Source organism: Rhodococcus sp. IEGM 1302 (assembly GCF_030056935.1).
GTDB lineage: Bacteria > Actinomycetota > Actinomycetes > Mycobacteriales > Mycobacteriaceae > Rhodococcus_F > Rhodococcus_F qingshengii.
Map to the genome: position 1 here is coordinate 622,411 of NZ_JASHKY010000001.1, position 17,975 is coordinate 640,385.

General features: G+C 62.0%; 15 protein-coding genes. 1 reads left to right on the forward strand and 14 read right to left on the reverse strand.

Annotated features, from left to right (window positions below; all coding sequences use genetic code 11):
- Positions 1-8 precede the first annotated feature (8 nt).
- The 5 genes from QM609_RS02930 to QM609_RS02950 form a co-directional block, all read right to left on the reverse strand.
- Entirely contained in the window at positions 9-1,370 is a 1,362-nt protein-coding gene (locus QM609_RS02930; protein WP_149357898.1) for an HNH endonuclease signature motif containing protein, read from the reverse strand.
- Between the two features lie 119 nt (positions 1,371-1,489).
- The gene (locus tag QM609_RS02935) at positions 1,490-1,918 is read right to left on the reverse strand and encodes a hypothetical protein (RefSeq protein ID WP_228232276.1); all 429 of its coding nucleotides are present in this window, start codon (positions 1,916-1,918) and stop codon (positions 1,490-1,492) included.
- Positions 1,919-1,939: 21 nt separating this feature from the next.
- Positions 1,940-2,608 carry a FadR/GntR family transcriptional regulator gene (locus QM609_RS02940; RefSeq protein WP_003939850.1) on the reverse strand — a complete coding sequence of 223 codons (669 nt, stop codon included), beginning with the start codon at positions 2,606-2,608 and terminating at the stop codon, positions 1,940-1,942.
- Positions 2,609-2,710: 102 nt separating this feature from the next.
- The gene (locus QM609_RS02945) at positions 2,711-3,916 is read right to left on the reverse strand and encodes an MFS transporter (RefSeq protein ID WP_283336991.1); all 1,206 of its coding nucleotides are present in this window, start codon (positions 3,914-3,916) and stop codon (positions 2,711-2,713) included.
- Between the two features lie 122 nt (positions 3,917-4,038).
- A complete protein-coding gene (locus QM609_RS02950; protein ID WP_050656068.1) occupies positions 4,039-4,992 on the reverse strand; it encodes a helix-turn-helix transcriptional regulator in 954 nt (317 codons plus the stop codon).
- 123 nt (positions 4,993-5,115) lie between these two features.
- Between QM609_RS02950 and QM609_RS02955 the strand changes: the two genes are divergently transcribed.
- A complete protein-coding gene (locus QM609_RS02955; RefSeq protein ID WP_042925187.1) occupies positions 5,116-5,583 on the forward strand; it encodes a VOC family protein in 468 nt (155 codons plus the stop codon).
- Positions 5,584-5,801: 218 nt separating this feature from the next.
- On the opposite strand, the gene QM609_RS02960 is transcribed toward QM609_RS02955, so the two are convergent.
- The 9 genes from QM609_RS02960 to benA all read right to left on the reverse strand — a co-directional run bounded on the left by QM609_RS02960 (position 5,802) and on the right by benA (position 17,851).
- Complete coding sequence (locus QM609_RS02960; RefSeq protein ID WP_042925183.1) at positions 5,802-6,602, reverse strand: NAD(P)H-binding protein; 801 nt, start codon at positions 6,600-6,602, stop codon at positions 5,802-5,804.
- A 278-nt stretch (positions 6,603-6,880) separates the two neighbouring features.
- The gene (aztD, locus tag QM609_RS02965) at positions 6,881-8,128 is read right to left on the reverse strand and encodes a zinc metallochaperone AztD (protein ID WP_050656067.1); all 1,248 of its coding nucleotides are present in this window, start codon (positions 8,126-8,128) and stop codon (positions 6,881-6,883) included.
- 62 nt (positions 8,129-8,190) lie between these two features.
- Positions 8,191-9,435, reverse strand: coding sequence for a benzoate/H(+) symporter BenE family transporter (locus QM609_RS02970; protein WP_050656066.1), 1,245 nt, complete (start codon positions 9,433-9,435; stop codon positions 8,191-8,193).
- Positions 9,436-9,439: 4 nt separating this feature from the next.
- Positions 9,440-12,142, reverse strand: a complete 2,703-nt coding sequence (locus tag QM609_RS02975; RefSeq protein ID WP_050656065.1) for a helix-turn-helix transcriptional regulator — start codon at positions 12,140-12,142, stop codon at positions 9,440-9,442.
- Positions 12,139-13,524: an MFS transporter gene (locus QM609_RS02980; protein WP_050656064.1), complete on the reverse strand. Its 1,386-nt coding sequence runs from the start codon at positions 13,522-13,524 to the stop codon at positions 12,139-12,141. Before QM609_RS02980 ends, QM609_RS02975 begins: the two co-directional genes overlap by 4 nt.
- Before the next feature lie 44 nt (positions 13,525-13,568).
- Positions 13,569-14,351, reverse strand: coding sequence for a 1,6-dihydroxycyclohexa-2,4-diene-1-carboxylate dehydrogenase (locus QM609_RS02985; protein WP_050656063.1), 783 nt, complete (start codon positions 14,349-14,351; stop codon positions 13,569-13,571).
- A complete protein-coding gene (gene benC / locus QM609_RS02990; protein WP_050656062.1) occupies positions 14,348-15,901 on the reverse strand; it encodes a benzoate 1,2-dioxygenase electron transfer component BenC in 1,554 nt (517 codons plus the stop codon). Before benC ends, QM609_RS02985 begins: the two co-directional genes overlap by 4 nt.
- Before the next feature lie 31 nt (positions 15,902-15,932).
- Positions 15,933-16,442, reverse strand: coding sequence for a benzoate 1,2-dioxygenase small subunit (gene benB / locus QM609_RS02995; RefSeq protein ID WP_003939939.1), 510 nt, complete (start codon positions 16,440-16,442; stop codon positions 15,933-15,935).
- Positions 16,443-16,453: 11 nt separating this feature from the next.
- Positions 16,454-17,851, reverse strand: a complete 1,398-nt coding sequence (gene benA / locus QM609_RS03000) for a benzoate 1,2-dioxygenase large subunit (protein WP_050656061.1) — start codon at positions 17,849-17,851, stop codon at positions 16,454-16,456.
- Positions 17,852-17,975: the final 124 nt, after the last annotated feature.

Sequence of the window (17,975 nt, forward strand, 5' to 3'; positions counted from 1 at the left end):
CTCCGGGTTCAGATCCGCGTGGTGGAGCGGCGGGGTTTCCGGTCGGGGTCGATGCCCGGTGGTGGGATGAACCAGGGCAGGTGATCGGTGCCCATTCGGATTTCCCATTTGCCGGTGAATCCGGGTTTTCGGTGCATCAGGGTGTGGTGGGTTCGGCAGAGTAGGACCAGGTTGTCCATGACGGTTGGTCCTCCTTTGGCCCAGTGTTGGATGTGGTGGGCGTCGGTCCAGGCGGGGACGCAGTCGCAGCCGGGGAAGGCGCAGCCTTTGTCGCGGGCGATCAGGGCGGTGCGTTGTGCTGCGGTGACAAGCCTTTTGAGTGGGGTGACGTCGAGTGGGGCACCGTTTTCGTCGAGGAGGACGCTGGAGAGCATGCAGTCGCAGGCGATCATGCGGGTGCGGCCGACGCTCAGTGGTCCCATCCAGGGCATGTGGCCGACATCGAGATCTTGTTTGTCGAGATCGTGAAAGTCGAGATCGAGCATGCCGGGATCGTCGTCCTCGGACGGGGCAGGTGTTGAGCCATCACCCGTTGTGGCGCATTCACGGTGGTAGGCCAGGTCTTTGGCGTTGATGTGCACGTTCAGGTGTGGGCGTTGGCCGCCGTCGATGCCGGTGGCAGCGTTGTCGAGGTAGCGTCGGATGAGTTCTGCCATGGCGTCTGCGTTGCGTGTGGCGGCGGGTCGTTTGTCGGGTGTGCCGTCTTCGGCGGGGGTGGGCATGGAGAGGTTGGAGAGGGCGGAGAGAAGCATTTCGCCGGTCACTCCGTCGAAATCGCCTCGGACGGCGACTCTTCCGTTGAGGGTGGGGGAGATGCGCAGTTCGTTGCGGTCGGTGTCTTCGCTTGGTGGTGGGTCGTCGGATTCGAACATGTGCTCGAGGACGCTGATGGCGTAGCGCAGTTTGACGGTGGTTGCTTCGGTTCCGGATGCTGCGGCGAGGAGTGTGTCGCGGCAGTACGGTAGTGCGGCGTCGGGCATTGCCTTGGGTGGGGATTCGCAGAACGCCACGATCAGTGCTGCGTGCTCGAAAGTGAGGTCACCGGCATCGAATTGGTCTTCGATCTCGGGAAACGACCGTAGCGCTTTGCCCAGGGCTGCGATTCTTCTGCCGGTGGAGATCTGCAGCATGGTGTGGTTCGCGAGCCATTGTCCGGTGCCGCGGTAGCAGAGTACTTGTTCGTCCGGGTTCAACGTCAGGGTGTCGACAGCGGCGACTCGAATGGCTTCCAGGCGAAGGATTTCCGCTGACGCGGTGATGGCGATCTCGCGGACGTCGCTGGGGTGAAGCCGCCACAATCGTCCGCGCACACCCACGGCGGAGTTGTTGACCACGTCGGTGACGGCATCTTCGGTGATGTTGATCGTCATGAGAACCCCCCGTTCCACCTCCCATCATACTCGAACATACTTTCGAGTCAAGGGCTTTTTCGAGAAGGTGAGGTGGGCCCGGCCGTCGTGATTCTGTTGTTCGAGAACAGGTTCCGTCGTTACTCGACTCGTTGGAGGAAGGGGCGAGGCCAGGCACCGAGTGCGAGAACGGCGAGGATCGTCTGGACTAGTCCGGTGGCGAAGAAGATGCCCTGCAGCGGCGACCAGGCGAGAACGATGGCGATCTCGACGAAGATCCAGATCATCATGGTCAGGCCGGCGGCCGCGTGCAGGCCCCACGTCAGACGGAACCTGTTGTGCTGAGCGAAGAGCGCGGCGGCCTGGATGCCTCCGACGACAACGCCGAGGAGGATTCCGGGCCAGAAATATGAAGGGAAGACGGTTCCCTCGATCCACTCAGGAGGCAGGCCCATCCCGCCGCCGATCGTCAGGCCCGCCATTCCTACGAGCGCAGAGAGCAGGTTTAGCCACGCGATGGCGGACAGACCGATCCGGAGACCCCGTGGAGGGAGCGATGTGGACGTCATGCCTGACAACGATAGAGAGGGTCAGTCGAGCCCGTCCATGTTCCTGCGCGTTGCCGCGCTGGCAGCGTCGGCATCACCCGCGACGATGGCTTCCACTAGATCTCGGTGGGCAGCGGCTTCGTCGTCGATCGATTCGGGGTCTCGCGCCGCGACGTCGGTGATCACGTCCAGGGCCGAGTTGCGGAGCGTTTCGATGAATGAATCGAACACCATCGACAGCACGCTGTTGTGCGCAGCATTCACCACGGCGCGATGTAGTTCCATGTCAGCGTCGACAAATTCTGTTGGTGTCGAGGCATTTTCACGGGCTTCGAGTGCTGCCTGTAACAGATCGACGTCGGCCGAAGTTCGGCGCATGGCAGCCAGGCGGCCCGCTTCCACTTCCAGGAGTCTGCGTACTTCGTAGACTTCGCGGCGGTCCGAGCGTTTGAGTTCTCGCTCGAGTTCTGTGACCGGTGTCGAGGACATGACGTAGGTGCCGGACCCTTGATGCGAGTAGAGCTGGCCCGACGCAATCAGTGCGCGAACTGCCTCTCTGCCGGTCGAACGCCCGACTCCGAGGAGTGTGCTCAGATCCTGCTCGTTCGGGATTTTGGTCCCGACCGGCCACTCGCCGTCGCCGATGAGGCGCGCAAGTTCGTCCGCGGCTTTCTGTACCAGCGACTGCTGCTTGATCTGGCGCACTGCCATGTGACTGCTCCTGACTGACTCGGTGAACCGCAATGGAGCGGCTCACCGAGTAATACTTCATGTCCTCCGATGAATCTTCAGACTACGGGGCCGTCTTTTGGTTTATCGAAGGGCGATGACGTCCAGTTCGCGCTCCGTCTCGTCTTCCGGGTCGAGGCGTCGATCGCGCAAGGTGAATGCGATGACGGCGCCGACGAACAGCACTGCAGTTGTCGCCCCGATCGCCATGCGCGGTCCAAAGTGATCTGCCAGGTAGCCGAACAGTGGAGATGCGATGCCTCCCACGGACATCGCTAGTCCGAGTGTCACCCCACTTGCTGTGCCGGGGCGATTCGGTAGGTAGTCCTGCGCCAATGTCACCTGTGGTGCGAAGGGCAGGAACATAGCAAATCCGAGACAGACGATTCCCGATTCGGCAACTGCAACGTTCGGAGCGGCAGCGAGCAGCGCCAGTGAAGGTACCGCAAGCAGGTAGCCGAGTCGGATGGATGCGCGTCGACCACGACGGTCCGCGAGGACTCCACCCAGTAGCGTTCCGGCCGCTCCTGCCAATGTGAAGGAGGACAACACGATTGCAGCGCTCGAGGACGATCCGTTCAGTGCGTTGAGCACGAACGGTGAGACCAACGACAGTGTGGTCACGTACGGAATTGACCAACAGACCGTTACCAGCACGAGTCGTGTAAACGAGCGCCAATCGTCTGACACGGGACCGTTCGCTGCCAGTTGCGCACTCAACGACTGGGCTGACTCGGCCGCACCCGTGTTGACCGATCGCGACTGGGCGACCATCCACCAAATAGCCGCCACCGCTGCAGGAACTGCGAGTAGATAGCCGCCGGACAAACCGAGTGAGCCAACCACGAGCGTGACAAACGGTGGCGCCAGCGAGGCGCCCAACGTACCGCCCACGGAGAACACGCTCATGGCTTTCTGTGAATGACCTCCAGCCGAGCGCGCCAAATTTGTGGCGGGAGGATGGTATGCGGCGATGCCGATGCCGGCCACGGCAATTGCCAGCCAAGTGACGATGTAGGTGGTGCTCATCGCTGCCACGACAATGCCTGCTGCGGCCGTCACAAAACCTGTCGGTACCAACCAGTTTCGGCTCTTTCGATCGACCAGCATGCCGAATGCAGGTTGCACGACACTGGATAGTCCGGTCGCGGCGAGCGTGATTCCGGCGACCGCGGAATAGGAATATCCGCGTTCGAGCATCATGAACGGCAACAGTGCAGGCACAGCCCCCTGGTACAGATCGTTCACGACGTGTGTGCCGGTGAGAAATGCAACTTGCCCCTTCTTCATCTCCTTGGGCATCCCTTCGTTCAGGTCTTCAAGTCCTCAGGTCCTCTGAGGACTTGAAAGCTATCACGAACCCGCGGGCGCACGGTTGTGTTGGAGACCTGGATCTCATTCGAGACGACTGACTAACTCGCAGCAGTCGCGGCGTTGCGGGCGGCGAGTTGTGCGAAAGCGTGGGTAAGTTCTGCCGGGCCGACGACATCGATGTCGGTGTCGAATCGGTTGAAGGAGGCTGCCAGCGCCGTCCAAGACCATGATCCGGCTTCGAGACTGCACTGCTCGGGGCCAAGATCTTCGACGATTCCGTCCCCGACAAAGGGAAGAACATAACTGGCTGGTCGATGGAGAACGACCTTGCCATGGCACGGCCAATTGTTGATATGTTCCGATCCTTTGAAGCGCGCGGAAACGTATTCGCTGACGTCGCCGCCGGGGATTTCCTTCGGCGTGAACCGGGGACCGTTCGGGGTGCGTGGGGTGATGCGATCGGCGCGGAAGATTCGCCAGTCGTCTCGCGCGAGATCCCACGCGACGAGGTACCAGCGACGCTTGGAGGTCACCAGATGATGCGGCTCCACTCGGCGCGGGGGTGTTATTTCGCTGTTGTCGGTTGAGTGGTCGTTCGAGTAATCGAAGCGGAACACCTCGCGAGCGCGGACTGCAGCGGAAATTGCTACGAGCACCTCTGGGGACACGGAGTCTGCGTCGCCGGAGCCGGCCGAAATCGTGGTGAACGTGAGCGCGTCGAGGCGATGGCGCAGACGCGACGGCATCACTTGCCGCACAGTGGTCAACGCTCGAACCGCATCCTCTTCGATACCGACGCCGGTCAGCGTCGCCGCCTGCAGCGCAACTGCCAATGCGATGACCTGATCGTCGTCGAACAGCAGGGGTGGCAGCTCGCTGCCGGCGTCGAGTCGGTATCCGCCGTCCGGGCCCATGGTCGCCGCAATGCGGTAACCCATCTCCCTGAGCCGGTCGATGTCGCGGCGGACCGTGCGATGGCTGATGTCGAGCCGCTCGGCGAGTAGAGCGCCCGGCCAGTCGCGTCTCGTCTGCAAGAGGGACAGCAGATTCAAGAGTCGAGTGGTGGTCGCCGTGCGGTGAGACTACGACGAGTCTAGGACGAAAACAGTCCTATACGGCTGTGAGAGTCGACGTTGTCAGGGAAAACCCGAGCGACGTTCGTACCAGGAGCAGACATGAGCATCAAGACAACGACCCACCTCAACTTCCGCGGAGACGCCCGCGCGGCTCTGGAGTTCTACCAGTCCGTCTTCGGTGGCCAGGTCACGATCGCAACCTACGGCGACTTCGGGATGCCCAAGGAGGTGCCCGGCGCTGAGAACATCGTGTTCGGCCAGGTGGAGACAGCGGACGGATTCTGCGTGATGGCATACGACATCCCAGGACAGTCGGGCGGCTCGGCCGGCAACGCAGGCTCGACACACCGCGAGAACGGCACCACGATCACCGACCAACCGTTCTTCGTCTCGGTTCGCGGTGAAACCCTCGAAGAGGTGCAGAACTACTGGGCCAAACTCTCTGCTGGTGCATCGATCATCGAGGGTCTTGCCGCCGCGGCGTGGAGCCCCGGTTTCGGCATGCTCACCGATGCGTTCGGGGTGACGTGGATCCTCGACGTCGCTGCCGGCGAAAACCCGGCCTGATCATTCAGACGACAAAGCCGCTGGCACCGAAAGGTGTCCAGCGGCTCCAGCGCGTCGGTGCCCGTCTTGCGCCTCTCGGCAAGTGGCCACTCGAAGTGGCAATTCTGGGGTGGTACCCGGGGCAAAGAACCGAACACCGACACCCTCTACAACGAACCTCTGCGGAAAGTTATTCCACGCTGACTCGTGCCGCGGTCAGTCGTGGTCCTGCCCATCGTTCAGCTCCGGCAGAGCTGGGCGACAACGGCTTCGATTGGCTGAGGGGCGCGTTGTAGCAGTGTTGCCAGGTCATCGGACTCTTCGCTGAAGATCCCTTTGCGAATCAGTGGAAAGAGCACAGCAAAGGGTCCGGTTTCGAGGTCGCCCACCTCGCGGTGCTCGATTGTCCTGCCAAGTTCGGCTGAGACTGCTTCGGCGAGTTGATCGAAGGTCCAGGCCGGGCCTCGAAGTTCCCACACCTGCTTGGTGGGAGGGAATGTCAGCGCGATGACTGCTGCTTCGGCGAGATCGGCAATGGAGGAGGTGACCAGAGAACTTCCCGCGCCGGCGGAAACGATGGGTCCGGACTCCATGTCGTTAATTACCTTGGCAGCAAATGCATCCGAGTAGAGAGCATTGCGGAGGACAGTGTGGCTCACACCGATCTCCTGCAGCTCGATTTCCGTAGTGCGATGACCGGGATCGTGCTGCGCTCCCATCGCACTTGTGTACACGATGTGCTCGACGCCTGCCGAGACTGCCTCCTGCACAACAGCTTTGTGTTGCTCTATTCCGACATTCGGATCGAGCGCCGGGCTCGATACGAACAGCAGTCCGTCGATGCCCCTGAACGCGGTCCGCAAACTCGCGCGATCCGTGTAGTCGCCGACTCGCGTATCGATCCCCTGATGACCGAGTGCATCGGTTTGGGTAGTACTTCGGACCAATGCGTGGGTGTTCGATCCGGTATGTGCCTGCAGGATGCGCAGCGCAGCGCCGCCCAGGTTTCCGGTGGCTCCGGTGACGAGAAAGTTTCTCATGGTACGTACTCCAAAGGTGGATTCTGGTGAGTGGTCAGATAGGGATTCGGCTATCGCGAATCCCCATGAAGGCACACAGAATCGTCATCCCAGGGCGACGTAACAAGCTAATGCTGCGGATGGTGGTCAGGAAGTGCGGCAAGAAAGCATTGAAGTGACTCTAGCAGGACTAACGAACCGTACGGCCCGCCTACGAATCGAGATTGCCTTGTAAGAGTCGCGAGGACGGCTCCGGCCCCCATCTCGGTGTGAGATGGGGGCCGAAGCGAGGGTGGGAATCAGCCGGTTACGCCGGTCAATTCGTTCGGGGCGTGATCGAGGGTGGTCTCGGTCAGGATGCTGCCGTCCTCGAGGTCGACTGCGATCAGCTTCTTCGACGCGGGGTCGGTGACGTAAGCGGTGTGATCTTCTACGAAGAGCGCGGGCCTGGGCTCTTGCCACTTGGTGGGCTCGGTCCATGCGTCGATAACGGCGATCTTCTTGGTGACGACGCCGGTGTTCGGGTCGATGACGTGGATGGCGCCGTCGGTGCCGAGTACCAGTGCCTCTCCGTGCGGTCCGCGGCCGAGTGAGCGGAAGGTGTAGCTGGTGCCGAGGTCGACGAGCTTGAGTTCGGACGTCGTCGTGTTGGTCAGCGAGACCCGTTGCGGACGTTCGAGTTCGGCGTCCTTGTCAGTCTTGTAATCACCCAGCACGATGTCCGACTCCTCCGAGCCTGCCTGATTTCCGATGCGGCCGTATGCATCCGGACTCTGGACCTTGGTGATCGCTCCGTTCTTGTACACGAGCAACCCGTCCTGGCAGCCCAGCACGATGGCTTCGCCGGCAGCGACTGCTTCGCCGTGGACACCTGGGCACTGTTCGTTGCGCAGGATTTCCTTGCGGTCGGCATCGAGGACAGCTATGCCGTTGCGGGACTCCGAATTTCCGATTGTCGTCAACAGACTGCCGTCGGCAAGTGCGACCGCGACGCCGTGATGGGGTTCCGGGGTGGTGTACGTCTCGACGCGGGGCTGACGTTTTGCCAACTGAACCGGGTCGAAGATCTCGACCAGTCCCGAGCCGTCGTTGAAGAGGACCGTCTTTCCGGCATGGCGTACGACGTGTCCGGGCTCGTTGGCTGCGAACTCGACCTCGGACATCGCGGGATCGGCTGTGTAGTAATGAGAATGATCACCGTGAGCCGAAGACCACGTGCCGGTGTCGAGCACCTTGAATGCTTCGCCGGCAGAGATCATGACGTGGCGACCGTCGCCGGCCGGGTTGAGTCGGGTGAAGCCGTCGATCTCGGTCTCGCCGACCACGTCGAGGGAAGTTGCATCCAGCACCAGGACGCCGCCGTCGTACGACACGGCGAGACGTGGTGTTGCCGAGGCCTGTTCGGTTGGTGCGGCCGACGTCGTGGTCGTGGTTTCGGACTGGGCGGAGTCCTTGTTGTCGGACGAGCAACCCGTAACGAGGGCGAGTGAGAGGCCTACTGATGTGGCAAGGGTGAGGCGCCGCGACATGCGGGTGTTGAGGTGCATGGGTATAGATCTACCGCTTAATGTAAATGATTGTCAAAGTCGAGTATGCGAATATTCGCATGTCAGGTGTAGTCGGCTCGTTCGAGCATGCGCGAGGCGATGACCCCGAAGACGAGTCCCCAGAAAGCGGCTCCGATATTGAGCAGTTCGATGTCGGAGATCGTCACGAGGAACGCGATCAAAGCGCCGAAGGTGAATTTCCCGCCGAATGCGGTCACGAAGGCTCCCTGTAAGGCCTTGAGCATGGCCAGACCACCCAGAGTGACGATGAATGCCGTCGGAGTTCCCAACATCATCGCGACGAAAGTCGGGGCGAACAGTCCGAAGACGACGGCGAGTAAGCCGCAGAAGATTCCGGCGGTGTATTGGCGTGTCCGCTCTCCCGACGCCGTGAGCAATGCGTTCGTCGGCCCGGTCAGGCACGTCGAGACACAACCCACCGCCGCGTTCACGAGAGAGAACACACCGCAGGCAACCGTTGCTGCCCCGATCGGCGGTTGATGACCCGCTGCGCGGAGGACTGCGATTCCTTGGCCGTTCTGCACGACGACGACTGTGATCGCCAGCGGTACAACCAGTTCGATCATCGCCTGCCAAGACCAGGTTGGCGTGGTCAGCATCGGATGCGCCAGCCACTCGTGCGCGTCGCCGGCGGAGTTGAATCTTCCGGCCGCGAGTATCACGACCACGCCGACAATCAACGCGCCGAGAACGGGCGGAACGAATCTTCCCAGCTTGGCGAACACGCTCAGAGCGACAAAGGTGGCGATCATCGGCAGGGCGATCACCGCGTCGTGGGCGGGCGCTTCGACCAAATCCGTTCCGAAATGAAGGAAAACGCCTGCCACCATTGCCATTACGATGGGCAAGGGTAATGCGGCCATGATCGGTGTGACCCACCCTGTCAATCCCAACATCAAGATCAGGGCGCCGGTCGCGAAGAACGCTCCGAGCACTTGCTCCCACGGCAGATGCTCCAACGACGCTCCGACGACAACGGTTCCGGGAATCGTCCAGAAGAAGGCCAGCGGCTGCCGGTACAGCCAGGAAGCCGTGATGGTGAGAATGCCGTTGACGAAGAAGGCACCGAAAAGCCAAGAGGCCAATTGAGCTTGACTCAGTCCACCCGCCAACCCCGCAGCGAGAATGACCGCCACCGGCCCGGTGGCCGAGAAGACGATGCCGATGATTCCGTTGGCAATGGACGTTCCGCCGAAGTCGCGCAAGACCCGTTTCGGGCCGTAGAGCGGTTGGGGGAGTGGCTCGGTGACGACGCGAACGGGCGCGGTCGTCGTAGTGTCCGGCATGTTCTCAGTTCTCCTGATGCGGATCCGAAAGCCCTCGGTCGCGGAACAAAGCCGCGAGTTCGCTCCGTGATCGCAGTCCGAGTTTCGCGTACGCGCGCGTGAGGTGATATTGAATGGTCTTGACGGAGAGGAACAATTCGCCGGCAGCTTCCTTGTTGGACTTGCCCGCTGCGACAAGGTCGGCGACGGCTCGTTCTTGCGGGGTCAGGTCGGTGATTCCCTTCTCCGTCCGCGAGAGGTTCAACCCGCCCGCGCGGAGTTCGCGCTCGCAGCGCTCGACGTAAGTAGCGGCGCCCAACGAGTGATACAGCTCGCGGGCGGCGCGGAGGACGACGTCGGCCTCCGCGCGTTTCCCGGCCCGGCGGAGAGTTTGGCCGTAGGCAAAATTGATTCGGGCTCGGTCGTAGGGGAGCGGCAGCGTCTCGATGCCGAGTAGTGCAGCATCGAAACTTTCTCTTGCCAAGTCGAGTTCGCCCCGTGCGCCGTGGATCCGGCCGCGAACGTAGCCGAGACGTGCCGCAGCTGAGCGGTGCTCCCGACGTCGTGCGGTCTGCTCGTGTGGTTGCAGAAAGGCGTCGGCATCATCAGCTCGCCCGACCATGACCAATGCATTGGCGTAGAGATCGACCCACGGCCAGAAGCCCGGCTCGTCGAGCCATTGTTGCGCCTTGCTCGAGGTGAGCGGAGCCAGCGCCACCAGAACTTCGGCGTAGTCGGCGGCGGCCTCGGCAACCTGGGCCCTGGCGAGAAGTGCAGGAACATACATGATTTCGTAGGCGTGAATGCCGGCGTACGCACGTCGCACATGGTCACGGGCCAGTTCCCAGTTGCCGCGCAGAGCGTGAATCTGTGCTCCCGACCAGTGGACCAACGGCCGGATGATCTCGATCTCGAACCGATCCACCTCGGCACCGGCGCCCTCGACGGTCGAGAGCGCTTCGTCCCAGGCGCCGAGAGCGAATTGAGTGCGGGCGAGCCAGGCCTGTGCCCACAGTGAGATTCTTGCCGAACCACTGGAAAACTCTGTGGACACCGCGCTTTCGAGGTCGCGTCTGGCGGACTCCGGGTGGTCCAACGCAAGCTCGAGCCATCCGCGTCCCATCTGGAAGCGCTGTGCTTGGGCTCCGGGGCGGACACGATCGGAGAGTTCGGCGTATGCCGCGAGCGCATTCTCGGTTCTTCCGGTAGCACCGAGCCCGAGACCCTTGATCGCTTCGGACTCCACTGCTGCGGGATCAGAAGGGCCCACCAATTCGACTGCGCGGTCAACCCACTCGACGAGCGCCGTGCCATCGAGCCGAGCCAGAGAATGCAGGACCATTCGTTGGGCGATCATCGCAGCGATGCCTGGCTCACGATCCACGCTGCAGCTGTCCCACGCTCTGGTCAGAAGATCGGCGGCCTCGGTCGGTCGCCCTCTATGGATGGCGAGGTAGCCGAGGACGGCGTCGCGGAGAGGCCCGCGCGAAATACTCTCGATCTCCGGCACGAAGACCATGGCGCGGGGGATGTCACCCGATCCGGTCAGCGCGTCGACTCCGCGGAGCAGTCGGTCCTCGTGTTCGGTTCGGGCCGTGGTGAGACGGCTTGCCGTGACCATGGCGTCGGCGACTTCCGACCACGCGCCGTCGGATGCTCGTAGTGATGCGTACGCAACGAGTTCGGCGGCGAGGTCCTCGTCATGGGTGGTGCTGGCAGCGGCAAGGTGGAAAAGCCGTTCACCTTCTCCCCAAGCGATCTCGGCTGCGCGTGTGTGCAGCAGATGCAAGTGCGCGGGTCCCAACGCCCCGCGCACTGCGGCCGTGACCATCGTGCTGCTCAGTGACACCTCGGTGCTGCCGCGCTGCTCGTGGACAGAAAGGAGGCCGCTGGCAAAGGCGCTGTCCAAGGCGCCGACCACGTCGTCGATTTCGGCCAGCTGAGCAAGATGCGACAACGTCGTGCTGCGCCCGACAACTGCTGCGGCTTCGATCAACGTTCGTGCTCCCGCCGAACACGTAGCGAGGGCGGCGGCGATCGATACTGCACGATGGCGAGGGACGGGCAAAGTTCGGTGCCACTGGGTCCAATAGGTAGGTGGCAGCTCGTCGAGAAGCGAGACGATGTCGAGTGTGTTGCCCGCGGTGAAGTCCTGAAGGGCGAGCGCGACGCCGGAGCTGAGGTCGATTCCGCTTCGCATGCGCGCGATGTCGATGATGACGGGTGCGTCGATCGGGCTGATGTGCAAACGCGTCGACCAGTGCAGGTCGAGAATCTGCCTGACATCCTCGCGCAGGAACGGCGTTTCCTCGGCGACGAGGACGAACAGCAGTGGTGCCGTTCGGCCTCGATGGAGGGCGGAGGTGATTGCCTGAAGCGAGCTGACATCGCTGTGATGGGCATCGTCGACGACGATCAGGGTCAGTTGCTCCGCTGCGTCGACGATCTCGTGTGCAACGGCGACCGGGTCCGAGTTGGAAACCGGACGTTCGAGTAGTTGTTCGATCACTCCGAAGGCAGTGTTCGATTCCCACTCCAGCCCACGAGCGCGGCGGAGCGTATGAGCGGAAGAGATTTCGGCGAACCGGTCGACGAGAGTGGACTTACCGCTACCGGCATCGCCCTCGACCAGCACGAGAGTCGGCACTCCTGTCTCTGCCGCGGCCAAGGCTCGGCCGAGAACGGCGAGCTCGCGTTCTCGGCCGAGCAACAGGTCACGAAGTGTCACCCGACTACCGTAACGCCGGGCTCACCACGGGTTTCCTTTTCGGCACGGTCTCCATCGGATCGAAGTGCAGTGGCACCCAGGTCGGGTGCTTGCTTCGGCACGAAGAAGGTGACGATGGCGCCAATCACCGCGATGCCGGCGAAGACGTAGAACGCCGATTCGGAACTGATTCCGGCGCTGATCAAACTTCCGCCGATCAGTGGCCCGAATATCCCGCCCAGACGTCCGAATCCGGCGCACCACGCGACACCTGCGGCCCGAGCGGCCGTCGAATAGTAGTTGGACACGAATCCGTAGATCAGAACCTGAGTACCGATGGTTCCGACACCCGCGATGGCAACGGAGGCGAGGAGTACGGGAAGCGGGAACCCGAATGTGAACAGGAGCAGGGCGAGTGCGGCCAGGCCGAAGGTGGTTGCGACAACCCGCTGTGGACCGGTGACGTCCGCGATCTTGGAGGCGAGAAGTCCACCGATGATGGCACCGCCGTTGAGTACCAACAGGAACGAGAGCGAACCCTTCGCGTTGTATCCCGCGTTTTCCATGATCTTGGGCAGCCAGGTGTTCAGTCCGTAGGTCAGGAGGAGGCCGGCGAAGCTCATCAGGCCGAGAAGCGCGGTGCCCCAGACATATTGTCTGCTCGCCAACGCTCGGAAGCCGACCTTCTCGGCTACGGCGTCGTTGGGTCGATCTGTACCGACAGGCAATGGAATTCCGGTTTTCGAGGAAATGGCGCGAGCTTCCTCGACGCGTCCGCGAGCAATCAGCCACGCGGGAGACTCGGGCAGTTTGAACCAGGCGAGTGGGAACAGGAACACCAATGGCAGGGCGCCGATGAGGAACAGTCCGCGCCATCCGATGGAATCACGGAGAACGATCGCCAGGACGGAAGCCATGACGCCACCGGCCGGGACACCGCTGTAGACGATGGCGTTGAACAGATTGCGGCGTCCCGGCGGCGCGAACTCGGCAATCATGGCTCCGGCGGTGGCGACAAGCCCACCGACACCGATGCCGGTGAAGAACCGCAGCAGACCGAAGGTGGTGATGCTGGTGGCGAACGCTGCCAGTGCCATTCCGACCGAGAACCAGATGATGTTGACCAGCATCATCTTTCGGCGACCGAAGTGATCGCCGATCGCTCCACACGTCAGTGCGCCGACCATCACTCCGACGAGTGCATACGAACCCAACGCGCCGGCCTGAGATGCGGTCAAGGTGCCGATATGGCTGGGGTCGTCCATGAGTACGGGCAGGATCGTGCCGTACACGACCAGGTCGTATCCGTCGAACAGAATGGCAATGGCGGCGATGGTGACCACCCACAACACTGACGAGCGATGGCGGGCACTGGCCCAGGAACCACGTTCGATCGAGGACATGGCGAATCTCCGTTCGAGAGATCAGGAATCGGGGGAGGCTGGATTCAGCCGAGGTCGCCACCGGCGACGGGCAGAACCGTTCCGGTGACATACGAAGCCTCTTCGGAGGCAAGGAAAGTGATAGCAGCAGCCTGTTCGTCCAGGGTGCCGTAACGCTTGAGTAGCGACGAGTCGACGGTCTGGTCGACGATCTGCTGGTACCAGGCCTTCTCCTCGTCGGTCTCGGCACCCGGTCCGCGTGCCACGACGCGTGGTGGCGCCTCGGTTCCGCCGGGAGCGGTTGCCACGACGCGTATTCCGTACTGCGCGACTTCCATCGCCAGTGCAGCGGTGATCGCGCTGACCCCGCCCTTGGCCGCCGCGTAAGGAACACGGTTGACACCGCGGGTGGCGACCGAGGAGACGTTGACGATGGTGCCGCTCGCCTGCTCGATCAGATGGGGCAGTACGGCGCGACACGTCCAGAGCGTGGGGAACAGTGATCGTGTGACCTCGGCTTGTATCTGCTGCGGCGTGTAGTGCTCGTAGGGTTTGGCCCAGATGGTCCCACCGACGTTGTTGACCAGGACGTCGATGCGTCCGAAGCGCTCCAATGCGGAATCTATTGCATTCTGGGCGCCTTCGAACGTCTCGAGATCCGCGGTCACCGAATGGGAACGCTCCAGCGGTGTCGCAATGTCGTGAACCAGTTCAGCTCGATCCACAAGCGCGACGGAACCGCCTTCTGCGGAAACTCTTTCGGCAACGCTGCGCCCGATCCCCTGAGCCGCTCCGGTGACGACCACGACCCGGTCGTCGAACCGGCCGGCGAAGAATCTCGTGCTCACGACGCCACACTTTCCCGAGCGTCGGTGATGGCGCGGTGCATCGTCGACTTGGCGTGTTCGCTGTGCTGGACGATCAGATCACGGGCCGCGGCGCGATCATTCTGCTCGAATGCACTCACGATACGTGAGTGATCCTCCGCGACATGTTCGTCCACCCAATCGGCGGTGCGGAGCACTCGGTTCATCAGTTGTGTGACCTCGAGACGGTGGTATGCCTGCAGGAGCACTTCGTTTCCGGTGCAGCGGAAGAGGAAGTCGTGGAACAGGGCATTGGTTTCGGTGAATGCCGCTGCGTCCGTGAAGTGATCGCGGTCGATGGAAGCAGCCGAGTTCTCCGCCAGAATGCGGTACTCCGTCAACTGTGCTGGAGTGAGGCGGCCGATCGTGAGTTCCATTGCTCCGAGTTCGAGTGCCATCCGAGCGTCGAACTGTGCGTCCGACTCCGCGACCGGCAGATGTTCTTCACCGATCTCGTACGTGCCGGCAGCTGATTCTTCGGCCGAGGCTGCCGGTGAATCAGCCGGTGCTGCCGCATTGTTGAACTTTTCGAAGTAGAAGTTCGTGGGTGTGATCGATACGTCCTTGAAGTGCAGACGTACGGCTTCGACCATCGGCGGCGGGCCGCACAGGTAGACGTCTACGTTGCCGTCGTCGAGGTGATCGGGCTCGATCAAGCCCGTGACATAGCCCTTGTTCGGTGCTGTGCTGTCGGGATCGGATACGCAGTAGTCGAAGGTGAACTGGGGTAGAGACTCCGCGTAGTCGTGCAGTTTGTCGAGTTCGACGAGATCGGTGTCGGAGCTGACGCCGTAGACCAGATGGACGGGCCGAGTGGAGCTTTCGGTACGCATCTTCTCCAGTATGGAGAGCAGCGGGGCCAAGCCGGTTCCGCCGGCAAGCAGTAGGGCTCTCCGTTGACCTGACCGGAGGAAGAAGCTACCCATCGGTCCGGTCAATTCGAGAGTGTCGCCTACCTGCGCGCGCTGACTGAGATACTCGGACATCAGACCACCCGGGGTGATCTTGACCAGGAACGACGCCGACTCGACCTCAGGGCCGGAGCTGAACGAGTACGACCGCGTCGCTTCGGTTCCGGGAACGAGGATGTTCACGTACTGACCGGGGAGGAAGACCAGATCTGCGCGGTTGTCGACTGCGACGGTGAAACCCACCGTGGAATCCGAATGGCGAATGATCTCGGTGATGGTGGACGTGTACGAACCGGCAGTGGTCTTGGCGACCGCCGACGTGGTGGGAATCTGCAGCACGAGATCAGATTCCGGCACCATCTGGCACGGAAGGCAGTATCCCTGCTCGGCCTCGTCGTCCGTCAGGGCCTCCTCGATGTAGTCGCCGGCATCGAAAGTACCTGACTCACAGAGTGATTTGCAGGTGCCACATGCTCCGTCGCGGCAGTCGAGCGGAATGTTGATTCGTGCGCGGTACGACGCGTCCGCGACGGTCTCGTCGGTGTTGCATTCGACGAAGCGGGTGATGCCGTCTTCGAAACTCAGGGCTACTTGAAAGGTCGGCGCAGCTTGAATGCTCATGGGAAACAGCTCGATTCGAAGGGAAGTCGTGTCAGAAGTGGTAGATGTCGACCACGTGATGGATGTAGTCGTTCTTGAGGACTACCTTCTTCTTCATGATCAACGGCTGCTCGCCCGAGAAGTCGATCGTGTAGTGCGAGGTGCCGAAGTAGGTGTCGACTGTGTTGTAGCGGAAGTACAGCGTGAACCAATTGAAGCGGACGTCGACGACGAAGCCGCGCTCTTCGATCACTTCCACGTTGGTGATGTTGTGACCGGTGCGGGGCTCGGGAAGGCTTGTCGCGCTGGAACGGTCAGTCCTGATTCGGAACACGCGGTCCTCGATACCGCCGCGATTCGGGTAGTAGATCAGGGAGATCTCTGCGGCCGGGTCCGTGGTCAGCTCGCCGTCGTCCGCCCATGCGGGCATCCAGTACTCGGAATCGGGGTGGTAGCACTCGATCCACTTCTCGAACTCGCGATCGTCCAGATAGCGAGCCTCACGGTAGAGAAACTGCTGCACTGTTTCGAGGGCGACGGCATTGGTGGTGGTGACAGTCATGGTGATCGTCCTCAGATGGTCCGGTTGGAAGCGGCTTGCTCGGCATCTACGGCCGCAAGCATGGCGTCGCGCCAGTACCCGTGCTGAATGGGATACAAGCCTTCGTCCTCGGTCTTGGCTCCGCTCGAGAGCACGCGATTCATGCCGAGATCCTTCGCGACGTCGTTCGGACCGGGAATCTGGTGTGTGACGCCACGGCTGAGGTCGTTCCACGGGGCGCCGGCTGCCTGGTAGGTCTTCTGGCAGGAACGGAACTCTTCGAGATCGTCCGGGGTGGCCATACCGCTGGCATTGAAGAAGTCCTCGTACTGACGGATGCGGTTGCTGCGCGCTTCGGCGCTCTCTCCCTTGGGCGCGATGCAGTAGATGGTGACTTCGGTCTGGTCCACGGAGATCGGACGGAAGTGCCGGATCTGGCTGCTGAATTGATCCATGAGGTAGACGTTCGGGTACAGGCAGAGGTTCCTCGACGCACCGACCATGAATTCGGCCTTCTTGGAACCGAACTGAGCCTCCAGTTCTGCTTTGCGTTCGAACAGGGGTCGGTCCTCGGGATTGCCCCACCACATCCAGAGCAGGAGGTGGCCGTAGTCGTAGGAGAAGTATCCACCGCCCTGCTTCCCCCAGGTGCCGGCGTCCATGGCTTTGGTCTCGTTGGACGATTCACCGGCGGTGCGGCGAGCGGTGGTAGCGGCGTAGTTCCAGTGCGTCGAAGACACGTGGTAGCCGTCGGCACCGTTCTCGGTCTGCAACTTCCAGTTGCCGTCGTAGGTGTAGGTGGATGCACCGCGCAGAACTTCGAGTCCGTCAGGTGACTGATCGACGATCATGTCGATGACCTTCGTGGTGTCACTGAGGTGCTCTTCGAGTGGCAGCACGTCGGGGTTGAGGCTGCCGAAGAGGAAGCCGCGATAGTTCTCGAACCGCGCCACCCTGGTCAGGTCGTGTGAGCCGTCTTTGTTGAACTGCTCCGGATAGCCACCGGTGCGAGCGTCCTTGGCCTTGAGGAGTTTTCCGCTGTTGTTGAAGGTCCAGCCGTGGAACGGGCAGGTGAAGGTGGTTCGGTTGTCGGTCTTACGGCGACAGAGCATCGCACCGCGGTGGCTGCATGCGTTGATCAGCGCACCCAATTCGCCGTCCTTGTTGCGGGTGATCACAATGGGCTGACGGCCCATGTAGGTGGTGAAGTAGTCGCCGACGTTCGGGATCTGGCTCTCGTGCGCGAGGTAGATCCAATTGCCTTCGAAGATGTGCGTCATCTCGAGTTCGAACAGTTGCTCGTCCGTGAAGACGCTGCGCCGCACCTGGTAGCGGCCGGTCTCCGGCTCCTCGACGAGCGCGTCGTCGAGGACGGCGCGGATGTTCGCGAACTGGTCGGTGCCGCGGGCAGCATCCAACATATCCGTCATGGGTGTCCTCCAGATAAGAGTGGGCGCCTACCGAGAAAGCCGAGGGCTGTCGGACCAAATCGGTGGGACCCGCTTTCCGGACGGGGCTGCGTCCGGTACTGAATTCACCTTGACATCGTGTGTC

What these genes read in the sequence shown, in the direction of transcription:
- QM609_RS02960 (WP_042925183.1), bottom strand. Translation starts at nt 6,602, where the DNA reads ATGAGAAACTTTCTCGTCACCGGAGCCACCGGAAACCTGGGCGGCGCT.
- QM609_RS02930 (WP_149357898.1), bottom strand. Translation starts at nt 1,370, where the DNA reads ATGACGATCAACATCACCGAAGATGCCGTCACCGACGTGGTCAACAAC.
- aztD (WP_050656067.1), bottom strand. Translation starts at nt 8,128, where the DNA reads ATGCACCTCAACACCCGCATGTCGCGGCGCCTCACCCTTGCCACATCA.
- benA (WP_050656061.1), bottom strand. Translation starts at nt 17,851, where the DNA reads ATGACGGATATGTTGGATGCTGCCCGCGGCACCGACCAGTTCGCGAAC.
- QM609_RS02940 (WP_003939850.1), bottom strand. Translation starts at nt 2,608, where the DNA reads ATGGCAGTGCGCCAGATCAAGCAGCAGTCGCTGGTACAGAAAGCCGCG.
- QM609_RS02980 (WP_050656064.1), bottom strand. Translation starts at nt 13,524, where the DNA reads ATGTCCTCGATCGAACGTGGTTCCTGGGCCAGTGCCCGCCATCGCTCG.
- QM609_RS02955 (WP_042925187.1), top strand. Translation starts at nt 5,116, where the DNA reads ATGAGCATCAAGACAACGACCCACCTCAACTTCCGCGGAGACGCCCGC.
- benC (WP_050656062.1), bottom strand. Translation starts at nt 15,901, where the DNA reads ATGAGCATTCAAGCTGCGCCGACCTTTCAAGTAGCCCTGAGTTTCGAA.
- QM609_RS02935 (WP_228232276.1), bottom strand. Translation starts at nt 1,918, where the DNA reads ATGACGTCCACATCGCTCCCTCCACGGGGTCTCCGGATCGGTCTGTCC.
- benB (WP_003939939.1), bottom strand. Translation starts at nt 16,442, where the DNA reads ATGACTGTCACCACCACCAATGCCGTCGCCCTCGAAACAGTGCAGCAG.
- QM609_RS02970 (WP_050656066.1), bottom strand. Translation starts at nt 9,435, where the DNA reads ATGCCGGACACTACGACGACCGCGCCCGTTCGCGTCGTCACCGAGCCA.
- QM609_RS02945 (WP_283336991.1), bottom strand. Translation starts at nt 3,916, where the DNA reads ATGAAGAAGGGGCAAGTTGCATTTCTCACCGGCACACACGTCGTGAAC.